A 14,477-nucleotide genomic window follows, 5' to 3' on the forward strand; every position below is an offset into this window, starting at 1 on the left:
GCGCATGCGCATCGGATCGCTATCCCAATATTTTTGTCTGCTGCGCGGATTTCTGTTGCCGGGGCATTTGCGTGTCGGACGCAGAGCCCAGATCCGTTGGGGAGCGACCATCGATGCCTATCGCGGCCGTGTCGTCATCGGCGACCGGTTCAAGATCCACAAGGGTGGGTTTATCGACGCCCAGAAGGGAAGCATCGAGATCGGCTCGAACGTGTCGATCAATCCCTATAGCATCCTTTATGGCCTTGGCGGGATCAAGATCGGCAACGACGTGCGGATTGCCGCCCATGTCGTGATCGTCTCCTTCGATCACCGTTATGACGATGTCTCCAAATCCATTACCATGCAGGGTGTCATCGCCAAGCCGATCACCATCGAGGACGATGTCTGGATCGGCGCGGGTGCGAAGATATTGGGGGGCTCGCATATATCCAAAGGGTGTGTCATCGGTGCGAATGCGGTCGTCAAAGGCAAGACGGAGCCCTACGGAATTTACGTCGGCAGCCCGGCGAAGCTCTTGAAGTATCGCGGGCAGTAACAAGTAAGGGTCTGCTCAAGGTGGGCCAAAAAGAAAAACGGGAAGCTCAACCATGGTGATACGCGTCGAACTTGATGCTATCGATATGAAAATTCTACGCGAACTGCAGAATGACGGACGGATGACGAATGTCGAGCTCGCCGAACGCGTCGGCATTTCGGCGCCGCCGTGCCTGCGGCGTGTGCGCAAGCTGGAAGAAGCAGGTATCATCCGGGGCTATCGCGCTCTTTTGAATGCTCCGGCGCTTGGTTACGATCTGGTCGCATTTTGCATGGTTGGACTGAAGCATCAGTCCGATGCCAACCTGAAGGCCTTCGCCAAGCAAACGGCCAATTGGCCGCTGGTACGCGAAGCCTGGATGGTTTCGGGCGAGTCCGATTTTCTGTTGCAATGCGTCGCCGAAAACCTTGCAGGCTTTCAGGATTTCGTTATTGAGGAGCTTACGGCCACGGAGAACGTGGACACGGTACGCACCATGCTGACCATTCGCCAAGTCAAGGATGTCAGCCTTATCGAGATCTAGGTCTCCTGACTGGTCTGCCGCACGGGATTTCCGCTCACCACGATAGGATCAGGTGTTTTGAAAAGATTGCTGCGTTCGTTGCGCAAAAGCTTCAGGTACATGTTCAAGGTCCGTACCGTTCGGCTGGGCGGGGTGACGATCGATACGACCGTCGGTCATATTCCGGAGAACGTCCGTGAGCTTATTTTCCGCGAGATCTACGAGGATACCGAGCGTGATCTGATCGGGAAAATTCTGAAGCCCGGCATGCGCACGCTCGAAATCGGCACCGGTATCGGCTTCGTCAGCCTGGTTGCCGCTCGTATCTGTGGGGAGAGCAACGTTTTCTGCTACGAGGCCAATCCGGAGCTGGAGCCGACGATCAGACGGAATTTCGCGCTCAACGGCTTGACGCCCAACCTGACCATGCGGGCGGTCACCGTTGATGGCGCGCCGATCACGTTTTTCAAAAGCGACAATATCATCTCGTCCAGCCTCTATGACCGCAAGCGCGACGACAAGCAGATCGTGGTGGAAAGCGAAGCGCTTTCGGATGTTCTGGCAAAGCATGATCCGTCCGCGCTGATCATGGACGTGGAGGGGGCCGAAGTTCAGTTGCTCGGCGATGTCGACCTGAAGAATATCGCCCATATCATTGTCGAACTGCATCCGCATATCGTTGGCGAAACGGCCATTTCAACGCTTGTTTCGAGCTTGAAGGCGCGCGGCTACGTCATGCGCAGCAGCAACCGGAAAACCTCCCATTTTGCCCGTGCGGCCTGAAGGGCACCCTTCCATGCCATCCAAACTCCCGCTCTCCGCCTTCATCATCTGCCTGAATGAAGAAGCCTATCTCGGCAATTGCATCGAGAGTCTGGAAAGCTGCGCGGAGATCGTCATCGTCGATTCCGGATCGACCGACGGCACGGCGGCGCTGGTGCAGTCGTATATCGGCAAAGGCTGGCCGATCCGTTTCCTGTTTGAGCCGTGGCGCGGTTATGCCGGCCAGAAGCAGTTCGCGCTTGACCAGTGCGGAGAGCCCTGGTGTCTGAATATCGATGCTGACGAGCGGCTGGACGACCCCTTGCGGGCTTTGCTCCCGTCGCTTCTGGAGGCCGCGGCCGATACCGTTGGCTGGCGCATTGCCCGTAGACCCTACCTGGTCGGCTACGGCTATACGCCCGACACGGTGCGCGAGCGCAAGAACCTGCGGCTGATCCGCAAGGGCAGGGGCGCCTACGATCTTTCCCAGAAGGTCCATGAAGGCATCGTGCCGGACGGCAAGGTTGAGGCGGCGGCAACGGGCAGCCTCCTGCATTACCGGCCGCTTGTTCTTGACGAGCAGATCCTCAAGGAAAACAAGTACTCGACCCTGAAGGCCGATCAGCAGTTTGAGGCCGGCAAGCCGCCGCGCCCCTACAAGATGATCTTCAGCCCGCCGCTCTATTTTCTACGGCTCTATTTCCGCAACGGTCTGTGGCGTTGCGGCTTTCCCGGCTTCATCGAGGCCGCGACGGGTGCGGTCTACGCCTTCCTGACCGCAGCCAAGATCTACCAGCGGCACGCGCTCAAGCGGAAGCCGAATTTCGACGACATGGAGCGCGCGCGGCGCGGCAAATGAGGACCTCATGAAGGTTATGCACTATCACTTCGGCAAGGACGGCGGCGCCGAGCGCTTCTTTGTCAACCTGGTCAATGCCCTTCACGATCGTGGCGTCGAGCAGCGCATGCTGATCCGTCCGGATCGCAGCTGGCGCAAGGACCTGGAGGCCTGCGGGACTGTCTATGAGGGCGTTTTCCGGCGCGTTTCCCTGTCGCGCTTTCTTCTGCAGGCCAGAATGAAGAGCGTGCTGCGCGAGTTTCAGCCCGATGTCATCATGGCCTGGCAGTTGCGGGCGAGCCGCTTCATGCCGCGATGGGACGATGCGTTTCGCCTGTCGCGCCTTGGCGATTATCCCGAGCATCTCGACTATTACAAAAATGTGCAGACCCTTGTTTGCATAACGCCCGATATGGCCGACAAGGTGCGGAAGATGGGCTGGTCGCGGGATATCGAGGTGATCGCCAATTTCACCCGGGCAAAGCCCGCCGATGCCGTTCAGCGCAGCGAGTTGCAAACCCCCGATGATGCCTTCGTGGTTGCCGCAATGGGCCGTTTCGTCCCACGAAAGGGTTTTGACTATCTGATCCGTGCGGTTGCCGATGCGCCCAATGCCTATCTCTGGTTGCTCGGCGACGGCCCGGAACGCGAAAACCTCATCAGGCTGGCTGCCGATCTCGGAATATCTGATCGCGTGCGGTTACCGGGATGGAAAACCGACGCCTACGGCTATCTTGCTGCAGCCGATGCTTTTGCCGTCACCTCCCTGCACGAGCCGCTCGGCAATGTTTGCTTTGAGGGGTGGGGAGCCGGCAAGCCGACCATCGCAGCACGTGCTGAAGGTCCCTCGTGGGTGATGACGGATGAGGTCGATGCGCTGATGGTCGATTGCGCCGACGCGGCAGGGCTGACAAGTGCGATAGAAAGACTGCGCGCAGACCCGGCTCTTCGCCAGCGCCTCAGCGATGGCGGACAGGCGACGTTGCGCAACCGCTTTTCCGAGGAGGCGATCAGCGCTGCTTACATCGACCTCTTTCAGCGCGGGACGGCATCCCGATGAAAGTTTCGCATTTTCATTTTGGCAAGGACGGCGGGGCGGAGCGTTTTTTCGTCCATCTCGTCAATGCGCTTTCGCGTCGCGGCATCGAACAAACGGCGGTCATTCGCCCCAATCGTGTCTGGCGGCGCGATATCAACAATGCTGTTGGCGTGACGGAGAGCAATTTCCGCAACCTATCGCTTGATCGGGTCTTGCTCCCGATGAAGGTCCTGCGGATGGCGAGGAGCAGCAAGCCGGATGCGTTGATGGCATGGGCGCCGCGGGCGAGCGAACTGATGCCGGACTACAAGGACTGCATCAAGATCTCGCGGCTGGGCGACTACCCGACCAATCTCGGCTATTTCAAGAATACCGACGTACTGGTCTGCAACACGCCGGGGATCGGCGAACATGTGCGCAATCTCGGCTGGAAGCGCGGCGTAGAGATTATCTCGAACTTCACCAATGCCGAGCGCGTCGCGCCCGTTGACCGCAAGAGCGTCAACACGCCGGAGGATGTGCCGGTGGTTATGTCGATGGGACGTTTCGTGCCGCGCAAGGGGTTTGCGCTTTTGACCGAGGCCGTGGCCAGGCTGCCGGGCGTCTATCTCTGGCTTGCCGGTGACGGCGAGGAGATGGAGAACGTCCGCAAACTTGCCGCTGATCTGGGCGTCATCGACCGCGTCCGTTTCCTCGGCTGGCAGAAGGACACGCGACCTTATGTGGCAGCGGCCGATGTCTTCGTCATGCCGTCGAGCCATGAACCGCTCGGCAATGTCATTCTCGAAGCCTGGGCACAGGGCAAGCCGGTCGTTTCCAGCCGTTCCGAAGGTCCGACCTGGTTCATGCGCGATGGCGAGAATGGCCTGCTCGTCGATATCGGCGATACCGATGGTTTCAGCCGGGCGATCGAGCGGCTGATCAACGACCGGCACCTCGCCGATCGAGTCGCCTTGGGCGGAAGCGAAACCTTGATGGGCCAGTTCTCCGAGGAAGCCGTGGCCAACGCCTATATCGAACTGTTCAAGCGCAAGCCTAATACCAAGTCTTGGTGATAGAGACCTGGTATTAGCTCGCAGACGACAGAAGCTTGTCGTAGATTTCGCCGATGCGCGACGCTTCGCCCTTGATGCTGAAGCTGCCGATGGCACGGGAAAGGCCGCGCTCGCCGGCGAGCCCTGCGCGCTCGGAGCCGTCCATGAACATAGCCGCAGCGTCCGTCATTTCCGCTAGCGACCCCGCGGGGATCAGGATGCCGGTTTCGTCCTCACCCGTGACGAGCAGTTCGGAAAACGCCCCGACATCGGTCGCCACCACCGGCACCTGCGTTGCCATCGCCTCCAGCGGCGTCAGGCCAAAGCCTTCCCAGCGCTGCGGTGCGATGAACAGGTCGAGCGCCCGGTACCAGTCCGGGATGTTGGTATGTTCGCCGACGAACAGGATGCGCTCAGCAAGGCCTGCCGATTTTACCCGGTCCTTCAGTTCCGTCTCGAACGCCTGATGCGCGGCCGTCGCGCGGCCGGCGACGATGGCAATCCAGTCCGGCCGTACAGGCAGAAGGCTGATCATGCTGTCGACGAACAGGTCGGTGCCTTTCTGGTGGCGCACGCGGCCGAAGCAACCGGCGATCTTCTTGTCCGCAGGCAGGCCAAGTGCTGCCTTTGCAGCGGTCTTGTCCGCCGCCGGAAAGAAGCGCTGCGTGTCGATGCCATGCATGATCGTCGTGCTCGGTACCTCCAGGTAGGCGGCGGTGCGATTGCTGGTGGCGATCACCGAATCCATCCGGCGAATGAGAAATTTACTCCAGCCCGAGTGCTTGCGCTGCGAGGCGGAGGTGAAGACGATCTTCAGCTTCATCCGCAGGATATCGCGCAGGAAAATGGCCGGCAGCATCTCGATATTGCGGCGGGCATGCCAGACGCGAAAGCGCCGGTTTTTCGGGCGGCGCCAGAGGCCTGGAAGGGCCAGGTAGCCGATATGCGGCAGGCTGTCGGGCAGACCGGGACCGAGCGTTGCCACCTTCTGGCCGAGTGCCCGCTGCACCGGGATCAGCTGGATGATGGTCGAGGTGACGCCGGAAAGGCGCTGCTTGAAGTTCGGCGCAATGATCTCGACGTCGCTGATATTTTCCACGCCTGCTGCCCTTGTTCGTCTTCTACAGCGCCGCGGGTCATCCATGACGCGCAAAGGCCGCTGTAACACTTTAAAATATGCTGCAACAGAAAAAGCCCGGAGGCAGCTTGACGCGCCGTCCGGGCTTTTACCGCACAATTCCTTAAATCGGTTCCGATTTAAGGACAAAATTATGCAGAAGATCAAGCGTTACAGCGACCTTTGCACGTCTGAACAGACGCGCGGCGCAGTAGTGGACATGCCGGGGATCAGCCCCAGTTGATCGCGAGGATTTCGTAGGCCTTCGAGCCGCCGGGAGCAACGACCTCGATCGAATCGCCGACTTCCTTGCCGATCAGCGCGCGGGCGATTGGCGAGGAGATCGAGATGCGGCCCTGCTTCACGTCGGCTTCCTGGTCGCCGACGATCTGGTAGGTCTTGTTTTCTTCGGTGTCCTCGTCGATCAGCTTGACGGTGGCGCCGAACTTGACCGTCGAGCCGGACATCTTCGACAGGTCGATGACTTCGGCGCGGGCGACGTAATCCTCGACTTCGCCGATGCGGCCTTCATTGTGGCTCTGGGCTTCCTTGGCCGCATGATATTCGGCGTTTTCGGAAAGGTCGCCATGGGCGCGCGCTTCGGAAATCGCTTCGATGATCCGCGGGCGCTCTTCCTGCTGACGCCAGCGCAGTTCTTCCTGCAACTTGGCGAATCCGCTTTGAGTCATCGGTACTTTTTCGACCATTTCACTGTCCTTCATAGTCCATGCTTGCCCGCTTCAGGCAGGGCTTAGCACAAAAGAAAACGGTCACCGGAGCGTTAACTCCGGAACCGTCGGAAACATTTGAACAATGCTTATAGCAGAAAGCGCAGTGCAAAAGCCAGATTATTCGGAGGAGGGCGTCGGCCGCCATAGGGCGATTCTACGCCGAAATGCGCTTGAGGGGAACAATCCACGAGGCTGTTCGTTGGTTCTTCGAGACGAGGACCAGACGATGCTCAAACCATCACCCGAACAGCTTGAAGGCCGGCTTAACGCCCACCGGAAGCTCCTTGTGGCGCTGACTGCGTTTATCGGCGAAAGCGTCGAAGGCCGGGCTTTCTTGGAGCGGATGCTGCGCGATTCTGAAATCGTTGCGGATCATGAGGAAGATCCCGGCGTAGAGCCGGACCGCAGTTTTGCAACCCAGCAGATTACCGACGAGGAAATTCAGTCAATCGTCATGGCGGCATTGTCGCGGGTCCGAGCCCTCAAAAACCATGAACAGCGGCGTGATGACATCACGCCGGAAAGCGAGGACCAGTGATGCCTCGCCGCAATGCTCCAGCTACACAACGGGCGAAGTGCTGCCGATGATCGGCGGTTGTTGATCGATCCGTGTGTGAGCCCCAAAAAATCATCGGTGGCGAAGAAATAGGGCTTTACCTCAACAGCGCTTGAGGTTGTAACAGTCGTGCTTTCCAACTGCAGTGCCGCGCGTCAATCATGACGCGCGGCACTCTAGTACTTTAAATTGCTGCATAATTTTTCCTTAAATCGATTCTGATTTAAGGAGTTATGCGGCGGAGGCGAAGCATGACGGCTGACAATATCCCCTATACCGAAGAGCCGGTGGACGGCACACCTGCGGAACTGGCCGGAGGATGGGGCGAGCTGATGCGGCCGCGTTATCTCGTGTCGACGATAACGCTCTGCCTCGGCGTCGCCCTGTTCGCCTTCAACGAGTTCTTTATCTCCACGGCCCTGCCGACGGCCGTGGAAGAACTCCGCGGTGCGGCCCTTCTGTCCTGGGCGTTTACCCTCTATCTGGTCTTTGCGATCATCGGCGGGCTTGCTGCTGCCAATCTCAAGCAGCGGTTCGGTGCCAGGAACACGCTTCTTGCCGCTGCCGCCGTCTTCATCGTAGGCACCGGGCTTGCGACTTTCGCCACCGGTATGGCCGAGGTTCTGGCCGGGCGGCTGCTGCAGGGGGCGGGCGAGGGTGTTGTCGCGGCTCTTTGCTATGCGCTGATCCCTGAGCTTTTCCCCTCGCGCCTTGTCCCGAAAGTATTCGGCGCAGAGGCGATCGTCTGGGCGATGGCGGCTTTCTCAGGGCCGCTGGTGGCCGGCGGGCTGACCGAGCATTTCTCCTGGCGCGCCGCCTTCTTCGTCAGCATTCCCGCTGCCGCGATCTTCGTCGTCCTTGTTCTTGCCATCGTCCCGCGCGGCGTTTCCGGCTCCCGTCAGGCTTCGTCCATTCCGTTCGCACGCCTGAGTGCCGCGGGTGCGGGTATTCTGATGATTTCGCTGTCCGGGATTGCCGGAGGCACGTTGCCGATGACCGTGCTTTTGATTGGCGCGGCCGTGGTTCTTGCGGCCGTCGTTCGCCTCGACCGGCGCTCACTCAACCCGGTCTTGCCGCAGGCTGCCTTCACCGCCCGCAAGGCGCTCGGAACGGGATTATGGGTCATCCTGCTGATGCCTTTTGCGCAGGCGGCGGGCGCCGTGTTTCTCGTCTACAGCCTGCAGCATCTCTGGCAACTCGGCCCGACCGTAGCGGGTGCGCTCAGTGCCGTCATGGCGATCTCCTGGAGCGTCACGGCGATCAGCGTTGCCAGCATCCGGTCGCTGGCCTTGCGCAACCGGATCATGCCTATAGGCCCGGTCCTGCTCCTTGTCGGGATCGCCTTGGTAATGATCGCCATCGGCAGCGGCTCCCTCTGGCTCGTCATGCCGGGCCAGGCGATGATTGGCGCGGGGTTCGGCGTGTCCTGGGGCACGCTCAGCCAGCTGATGATGGACGTGTCTACCGACGACGAGCGTGACCGGACCTCGGCGATGCTGCCAACCCTGCAATCGGCAGGCTATGCCATCGGTGCCGCAGTCTTCGGCCTCGTTGCCAACGTCATGGGGTTCGGCGGGCCAGCGTCAACTGACACGATGCGTCACGCCATGCTTGTGGTCTTTGCCAGCGGATGCGCAATTGCCGCCGTGTCGGTTTTCTTCGCGAGGAGGACGGCGGTACTCGCCTGCAGCCAGCAGACGATCTGAATTTTCACCACGAAAGCGGCGCCCGCGTTGGGCGCCGTCAGCTTGCCGGCCCCGTTAAGCCGCCTCATCTAGCGTCTTTGGCGAAAGGTGCTGACGGGCATCAAGCACTTCCATGCCAACAATATGCCCGTGCGCGTCGTAATCCAGAACAATGCCGGCGGAAATCTCTTCGCTTTCCAGAATGGCCTCGCTGGAAAAACGGATATAGGCCGCGTTTGCTGCCGCATCATATTCGATCACGGGTTTCATGCTGGCTTGATGGCTCCACGGTCAAGAAATGCCGATATTATACGGATTTCAAATTCGTCTTCAACGCAAGCTACGCGCATAACGCGTCCGTCGCGTTCCGGGATCATGCCAAATCGCCGTTCCACCGCCGGATCTTTCGGATCCGGCGACGTCCACAGCGGTGCAAGAGCGACTGTCTCCACCCATCTTACGTCAAGCCCACGTTCCCGCATGACTGTGGAGGCATGTGCGGAAAAGCGTATGGGCTTGTGCATCTCGCCTCAGAAGTAGCTCTGCAGCGTGCGCACTTCCAGGCTTCCGGCCTTCAGCGCCTTGATCGCCCGGGCTGCTGCTTCCGCGCCGGCCATCGTCGTGTAGTACGGCACCTTCTGCATCAGCGTCGCACGGCGCAGCGACTTCGAATCGGAGATCGCCTTGTTCGAATCCGTCGTGTTGATGACGAGATGGACCTGGCGGTTGCGGATGGCGTCCTCGATGTGCGGGCGGCCTTCCTGCACCTTGTTGATCTTGGTGGCAGCAATGCCGTTTTCGGCGAGGAAGCGCTGCGTGCCGCCGGTTGCCATTACCTTGAAGCCGATTTCGGTGAGGATGCGGATGGCGGGCAGGACGCGCTCCTTGTCCTCGTCACGCACCGACACGAACACCGTACCTTCGCGCGGCAGATCGACGCCGGCGCCGAGCTGCGCCTTGGCGAAGGCGAGCGCAAAATCGGTATCGAGGCCGATGACTTCGCCGGTCGAGCGCATTTCCGGGCCGAGCAGGATGTCGACGCCGGGGAAACGGGCAAACGGGAAGACCGCTTCCTTGACGGCGATATGGTTCAGCTTGCGCGGGTCCGGCTTCTTGCCATAGGCGGCAATCGCATCGTCGAGCTTTTCACCCGCCATGATGCGGGCGGCGATCTTGGCGATTGGCGCGCCGATGGTCTTGGCCACGAACGGCACGGTCCGCGAGGCGCGCGGGTTGACTTCGAGAACGTAGATCGTGCCGTCCTTGATGGCGTACTGGACGTTCATCAGGCCGCCGACATTCAGCGCCTTGGCCATCGCCTTGGTCTGGCGTTCCAGTTCGTCGACGATCTCGGACGACAGCGAGTAGACCGGCAGGGAGCAGGCACTGTCACCCGAGTGGATGCCGGCTTCCTCGATATGCTCCATGATGCCGGAGACGAATACCGTCTCGCCGTCCGACAGAGCATCGACGTCGACCTCGACGGCGTTGGTCAGATAGCTGTCGAACAAAAGCGGGTTCTTGCCGAGCAGGGTGTTGATCTGGCCGGTCTTGTCGTTCGGGTACCGCTGCTTGATGTCCTCAGGCACCAGTTCCGGCACCGTGTCGAGCAGGTAGGTCTGCAACATCGATTCCGAATGGATGATCTGCATGGCCCGGCCGCCCAGAACATAGGACGGACGCACGACCAGCGGGAAGCCGATTTCGCTTGCCACGAGGCGGGCCTGCTCGACCGAGTAGGCGATGCCGTTGTTCGGCTGGTTGAGGTCGAGCTTCATCAGAAGCTTCTGGAAGCGGTCGCGGTCTTCGGCAAGGTCGATCATGTCGGGTGCGGTGCCGAGGATCGGGATGCCGTTCTTCTCCAGCGCTTCGGCAAGCTTCAGCGGCGTCTGGCCGCCGAACTGGACGATGACGCCGACCAGCGTGCCGTTTTCCTGCTCGGCGCGCATGATCTCGATCACGTCTTCGGCGGTCAGCGGCTCGAAATAGAGCCGATCGGAGGTGTCGTAGTCGGTCGAGACCGTTTCCGGGTTACAGTTGACCATGATCGCTTCATAGCCGGCATCCTTCAGCGCGAAGGCCGCATGGCAGCAGCAATAGTCGAACTCGATGCCCTGGCCGATGCGGTTCGGACCGCCGCCGAGGATAACGACCTTCTTCTTGTCGGAAATCTGCGCTTCCGAGCGGGCAGCACCGTTAAACGGCGTCTCGTAGGTCGAGTACATGTAAGCCGTCGGCGAGGCGAATTCGGCAGCGCAGGTGTCGATGCGCTTGTAGACTGGGCGGACGTTCAGCCGGTTGCGCAGTTCGGCGACTTCCTTCGGCCGGCTCTTCGACAGCGTTGCGAGGCGGGCGTCGGAAAAGCCCATGGCCTTCAGCATGCGCAGGTTTTCGGCGTCATCGGGAAGGCCGTGCTCGCGCACGCGGGCTTCCATGTCGACGATTGCCTTGAACTGGGCGATGAACCACGGATCGATCTTCGAGCCGTCATGCACGTCGGCTTCCGACATGCCCATGCGCAGCGCCTGGGCGACCATGCGCAACCGGTCCGGCGTTGGCGTGCCGATCGCGGCGCGGATGGCATTGTGGTTGTCGCCGGTTTCTTCGAGGTCGGGAATTTCGATTTCATCAAGACCGGTGAGGCCGGTCTCAAGACCGCGCAGGGCCTTCTGCAGCGATTCGGCAAAGGTACGGCCGATCGCCATGACTTCGCCGACCGACTTCATCGCCGTCGTCAAAGTCGTACCGGCGCCGGGGAACTTTTCAAAGGCAAAGCGCGGGATCTTGGTGACGACGTAATCGATGGACGGTTCGAACGAGGCAGGCGTCGCACCGCCGGTGATGTCGTTGTCGAGTTCGTCGAGCGTATAGCCGACAGCGAGCTTGGCGGCGATCTTGGCAATCGGGAAGCCGGTGGCCTTCGACGCCAAGGCCGACGAGCGCGAGACGCGCGGGTTCATCTCGATGACGACGAGGCGGCCGTTTTCCGGATTGACGGCGAACTGCACGTTCGAGCCGCCGGTCTCCACCCCGATCTCGCGCAGGACCGCGATCGAGGCGTTGCGCATGATCTGGTATTCTTTGTCGGTGAGCGTGAGGGCCGGGGCGACCGTGATGCTGTCGCCGGTGTGCACGCCCATCGGGTCGATATTCTCGATCGAGCAGATGATGATGCAGTTGTCCGCGGTGTCGCGGACCACTTCCATCTCGTATTCCTTCCAGCCGAGCACCGATTCTTCGATCAGCACTTCGGTGGTCGGCGAGGCGTCGAGGCCGGAATTGACGATCTCGAAGAATTCCGAGCGGTTGTAGGCAATGCCGCCGCCGGTGCCGCCCATGGTGAAGGAGGGGCGGATGATGGCCGGAAGGCCAATGGTGTCGAGCGCCTGCGCGCCGATCGCCATGGCATGGCTCATGTAGCGCTGCTTGCGGTCGGTCTCGCCGAGGTTCCAGGTGTTTTCCAGTTCGTCGAGCGCCTTGTCGAGGTCGGCGCCGGTAAGCTGTGCCTTCAGCTTGTCGCGCTCGGCCACATGCAGCTTGCGGTCGGCGTCCTTGATCTCGGTGGCATTGGCAAGAAGCGACTTGGGGGTTTCCAGCCCGATGCGCTGCATGGCTTCACGGAACAATGCCCGGTCTTCCGCCATGTCGATAGCGGCGGGCTTGGCGCCGATCATTTCGACATTGTAGCGGTCGAGCACGCCCATGCGCTTCAGGGACAGTGCCGTGTTGAGCGCCGTCTGGCCGCCCATGGTCGGCAGAAGCGCATCCGGGCGCTCCTTGGCGATGATCTTGGCGACCACTTCCGGGGTGATCGGCTCGACATAGGTCGCATCCGCCAGGTTCGGATCGGTCATGATCGTTGCCGGGTTGGAATTGACCAGGATGACCCGGTAACCCTCTTCCTTCAGCGCCTTGCAGGCCTGGGTGCCGGAATAGTCGAATTCGCAGGCCTGGCCAATGACGATCGGTCCCGCACCGATGATGAGGATCGATTTAATGTCTTGGCGCTTTGGCATGGTCTCTATCCGCTTTTCCGGCTGCGCAAAAAACCGGCCAGGGTGGGAGATCACCGGTCGGGGGGCGCAGGCTTGGTCTTTTCAGGCTAGAAGCGGCTTATAGGGAAATGTGAGGTCAAGCGAAACCCCGAAAATGCGGGAATCGACAGGAAAGTTGGTAAGTTTTGCTCCCGTGCCGTCAGCGGCAATGTTCGCTTCGCCAGGAGTTTCGAAGCCGGCCGGCGGACGGCTCACGGAATCATGAAAATGTTGATCTGGTCGGTAATGCCGCGAAGGGCGACATTGTGCGATGTGGGTGTCACACCGCGTTGCGTCAAAAGGTGCCGGGCACGGGAATCTTGAAGGACGGAGCCTGTGGCGAAGATTTCGCGGGATGTCGCGAGATGCTGCACCCGCGAGGCGATGTTCACGGTCTGGCCGAAATAGTCCTGCCGTTCGTTCAGGCTCACTGCAATGCACGGTCCCTCGTGGATGCCGATTTTCAAAAGCAGATCCTCGTTGCCGTGTTCTTCGTTCAGTTTGCGCATCGCATCGCGCATCCGCATCGCAGCCGCCACTGCCCGGTGCGGTGTCGGGAAGGTGGCCATCACGGCATCGCCGATCGTCTTGACGATGGCACCGGCCTCGGCGCCGACAATCTCGTTCAGGATGCCGAAATGTGTCTTCACCAGATCGAATGCGGCAAGGTCGCCGACACGCTCGTAAAGTTCGGTCGAGCCGCGCAGATCGGTGAAGAGGAAGGTGAGGCTGGTGATCTTCAGCCGCTGATCGACATCGATCGTGTCGGTGCGGAATATGTCGCGGAACGTCTGATTGGTGAGCAGCTGTTTGGCCGTCAGGAACGGACGGCGGCGCCCGAGCAGGTCGTGCAATGCATCGTTCGCCAGGCACACAGACGGCAGCGTGCGAACCTCGGTGTGATTTTCCACCACGATCCTCACGGGGCCGGGCCGCAGCTCCAGCGTCTCGCGGTGCTGGAATCCGCGGTCGAAGACCAGTGAAAGGCTCGTTCGCTCCTTCGTCGGCTCGCCCTTTACGTCAAGGAATTGCGCCGCATGGGTCACCGGTTCGAAGATCATCACGAACCCTTCGGGCAACTGCAGCGAGATGACGGCCTTTTCGCCCGGCGGCAGTTCGAGCGATTCGAGGACGAACTCGTCGACCTTTGCCTCGTAATCCTCCTCGGGCATGTCGATGCCCGAGCCCCAGTAGATCTGGCGGAAATACTCCAGCGGCGGCAGTTCGTGGGGATTATGGGCTTGGATGTGGCGCACGCGCGGATTGACCGTGAAGGTCACTTCGACCATCTCGTCGAGCGTCGGCTCGTAGCCGGCGGCACAGAGCGCACAGGTATATTCGTCGTTCTGCACGGTCTTGAGCGACGTATTGGCATCGAGCACGCCACCGCATCCGGGACAAAGGACGTTCCACGACATCTCGAACAGGCCAAGCCGCGACGCGTGCAGGAACCCGTTGATCGTCTGCTCCTCGTCGAGCCCTTCGCTGGTGGCGAATGCCAGCGCGTTCACCCGGCCGAGTTTGCGGTCCGGCGCGTCCTGGACGAGCCGCTCGATGGCATCGACGATGTCGGGCCTTGCCGACTGGCGCAGCGCCGCGAATAGGGGCTGAGTTTCGCTCATCCGGATAGTCTACACCAAA

14 protein-coding genes are annotated in these 14,477 nt (G+C 60.7%); 8 read left to right on the forward strand and 6 right to left on the reverse strand.

What is annotated here, in order from left to right; genetic code table 11:
• The first annotated feature begins 4 nt into the window (after positions 1 to 4).
• The 6 genes from AC1D17_RS02180 to AC1D17_RS02205 are packed head-to-tail and all read left to right on the forward strand — an operon-like array spanning position 5 to position 4,734.
• Complete coding sequence (locus tag AC1D17_RS02180) at positions 5 to 538, forward strand: acyltransferase (RefSeq protein WP_477563775.1); 534 nt, start codon at positions 5 to 7, stop codon at positions 536 to 538.
• Positions 539 to 590: 52 nt separating this feature from the next.
• The gene (locus AC1D17_RS02185) at positions 591 to 1,061 is read left to right on the forward strand and encodes an Lrp/AsnC family transcriptional regulator (protein WP_081927807.1); all 471 of its coding nucleotides are present in this window, start codon (positions 591 to 593) and stop codon (positions 1,059 to 1,061) included.
• Positions 1,062 to 1,118: 57 nt separating this feature from the next.
• Positions 1,119 to 1,823 (forward strand): FkbM family methyltransferase, encoded by a 705-nt coding sequence (locus tag AC1D17_RS02190; RefSeq protein WP_477563776.1) that lies wholly within the window; start codon positions 1,119 to 1,121, stop codon positions 1,821 to 1,823.
• Between the two features lie 13 nt (positions 1,824 to 1,836).
• Positions 1,837 to 2,661 carry a glycosyltransferase family 2 protein gene (locus AC1D17_RS02195; RefSeq protein ID WP_477563777.1) on the forward strand — a complete coding sequence of 275 codons (825 nt, stop codon included), beginning with the start codon at positions 1,837 to 1,839 and terminating at the stop codon, positions 2,659 to 2,661.
• 7 nt (positions 2,662 to 2,668) lie between these two features.
• Positions 2,669 to 3,700, forward strand: a complete 1,032-nt coding sequence (locus tag AC1D17_RS02200; protein ID WP_477563778.1) for a glycosyltransferase — start codon at positions 2,669 to 2,671, stop codon at positions 3,698 to 3,700.
• Positions 3,697 to 4,734, forward strand: coding sequence for a glycosyltransferase (locus tag AC1D17_RS02205; protein WP_477563779.1), 1,038 nt, complete (start codon positions 3,697 to 3,699; stop codon positions 4,732 to 4,734). The genes AC1D17_RS02200 and AC1D17_RS02205 overlap by 4 nt, the downstream gene beginning before the upstream one ends.
• 13 nt (positions 4,735 to 4,747) lie before the next feature.
• Here the strand turns inward: AC1D17_RS02205 and AC1D17_RS02210 are convergent, their stop codons facing one another.
• Both AC1D17_RS02210 and greA read right to left on the reverse strand, forming a co-directional pair.
• Positions 4,748 to 5,812 (reverse strand): glycosyltransferase family 4 protein, encoded by a 1,065-nt coding sequence (locus AC1D17_RS02210; RefSeq protein ID WP_477563780.1) that lies wholly within the window; start codon positions 5,810 to 5,812, stop codon positions 4,748 to 4,750.
• A gap of 248 nt (positions 5,813 to 6,060) precedes the next feature.
• On the reverse strand, positions 6,061 to 6,537 hold the full coding sequence (gene greA, locus AC1D17_RS02215) for a transcription elongation factor GreA (RefSeq protein ID WP_477563781.1): 477 nt from the start codon (positions 6,535 to 6,537) through the stop codon (positions 6,061 to 6,063).
• Positions 6,538 to 6,643: 106 nt separating this feature from the next.
• Here greA and AC1D17_RS02220 point away from each other — a divergent pair, with 106 nt between their 5' ends.
• Complete coding sequence (locus AC1D17_RS02220) at positions 6,644 to 7,099, forward strand: hypothetical protein (protein WP_477563782.1); 456 nt, start codon at positions 6,644 to 6,646, stop codon at positions 7,097 to 7,099.
• Positions 7,100 to 7,368: 269 nt separating this feature from the next.
• Positions 7,369 to 8,823 carry an MFS transporter gene (locus AC1D17_RS02225; protein WP_477563783.1) on the forward strand — a complete coding sequence of 485 codons (1,455 nt, stop codon included), beginning with the start codon at positions 7,369 to 7,371 and terminating at the stop codon, positions 8,821 to 8,823.
• 54 nt (positions 8,824 to 8,877) lie between these two features.
• On the opposite strand, the gene AC1D17_RS02230 is transcribed toward AC1D17_RS02225, so the two are convergent.
• The 4 genes from AC1D17_RS02230 to AC1D17_RS02245 all read right to left on the reverse strand — a co-directional run bounded on the left by AC1D17_RS02230 (position 8,878) and on the right by AC1D17_RS02245 (position 14,458).
• Complete coding sequence (locus tag AC1D17_RS02230) at positions 8,878 to 9,072, reverse strand: DUF2283 domain-containing protein (RefSeq protein ID WP_477563784.1); 195 nt, start codon at positions 9,070 to 9,072, stop codon at positions 8,878 to 8,880.
• Positions 9,069 to 9,326: a DUF4258 domain-containing protein gene (locus AC1D17_RS02235; protein ID WP_477563785.1), complete on the reverse strand. Its 258-nt coding sequence runs from the start codon at positions 9,324 to 9,326 to the stop codon at positions 9,069 to 9,071. The genes AC1D17_RS02230 and AC1D17_RS02235 overlap by 4 nt, the downstream gene beginning before the upstream one ends.
• 6 nt (positions 9,327 to 9,332) lie before the next feature.
• Positions 9,333 to 12,818, reverse strand: a complete 3,486-nt coding sequence (gene carB, locus AC1D17_RS02240; protein WP_477563786.1) for a carbamoyl-phosphate synthase large subunit — start codon at positions 12,816 to 12,818, stop codon at positions 9,333 to 9,335.
• A gap of 230 nt (positions 12,819 to 13,048) precedes the next feature.
• The gene (locus AC1D17_RS02245) at positions 13,049 to 14,458 is read right to left on the reverse strand and encodes a DUF5939 domain-containing protein (RefSeq protein WP_477563787.1); all 1,410 of its coding nucleotides are present in this window, start codon (positions 14,456 to 14,458) and stop codon (positions 13,049 to 13,051) included.
• Positions 14,459 to 14,477: the final 19 nt, after the last annotated feature.

This window comes from Pararhizobium sp. P1_E7, assembly GCF_056405855.1.

What these genes read in the sequence shown, in the direction of transcription:
- AC1D17_RS02180 (WP_477563775.1), top strand. Translation starts at nt 5, where the DNA reads ATGCGCATCGGATCGCTATCCCAATATTTTTGTCTGCTGCGCGGATTT.
- AC1D17_RS02185 (WP_081927807.1), top strand. Translation starts at nt 591, where the DNA reads ATGGTGATACGCGTCGAACTTGATGCTATCGATATGAAAATTCTACGC.
- AC1D17_RS02195 (WP_477563777.1), top strand. Translation starts at nt 1,837, where the DNA reads ATGCCATCCAAACTCCCGCTCTCCGCCTTCATCATCTGCCTGAATGAA.
- AC1D17_RS02200 (WP_477563778.1), top strand. Translation starts at nt 2,669, where the DNA reads ATGAAGGTTATGCACTATCACTTCGGCAAGGACGGCGGCGCCGAGCGC.
- AC1D17_RS02205 (WP_477563779.1), top strand. Translation starts at nt 3,697, where the DNA reads ATGAAAGTTTCGCATTTTCATTTTGGCAAGGACGGCGGGGCGGAGCGT.
- greA (WP_477563781.1), bottom strand. Translation starts at nt 6,537, where the DNA reads ATGGTCGAAAAAGTACCGATGACTCAAAGCGGATTCGCCAAGTTGCAG.
- AC1D17_RS02220 (WP_477563782.1), top strand. Translation starts at nt 6,644, where the DNA reads ATGCTTATAGCAGAAAGCGCAGTGCAAAAGCCAGATTATTCGGAGGAG.
- AC1D17_RS02225 (WP_477563783.1), top strand. Translation starts at nt 7,369, where the DNA reads ATGACGGCTGACAATATCCCCTATACCGAAGAGCCGGTGGACGGCACA.
- AC1D17_RS02230 (WP_477563784.1), bottom strand. Translation starts at nt 9,072, where the DNA reads ATGAAACCCGTGATCGAATATGATGCGGCAGCAAACGCGGCCTATATC.
- AC1D17_RS02235 (WP_477563785.1), bottom strand. Translation starts at nt 9,326, where the DNA reads ATGCACAAGCCCATACGCTTTTCCGCACATGCCTCCACAGTCATGCGG.
- carB (WP_477563786.1), bottom strand. Translation starts at nt 12,818, where the DNA reads ATGCCAAAGCGCCAAGACATTAAATCGATCCTCATCATCGGTGCGGGA.
- AC1D17_RS02245 (WP_477563787.1), bottom strand. Translation starts at nt 14,458, where the DNA reads ATGAGCGAAACTCAGCCCCTATTCGCGGCGCTGCGCCAGTCGGCAAGG.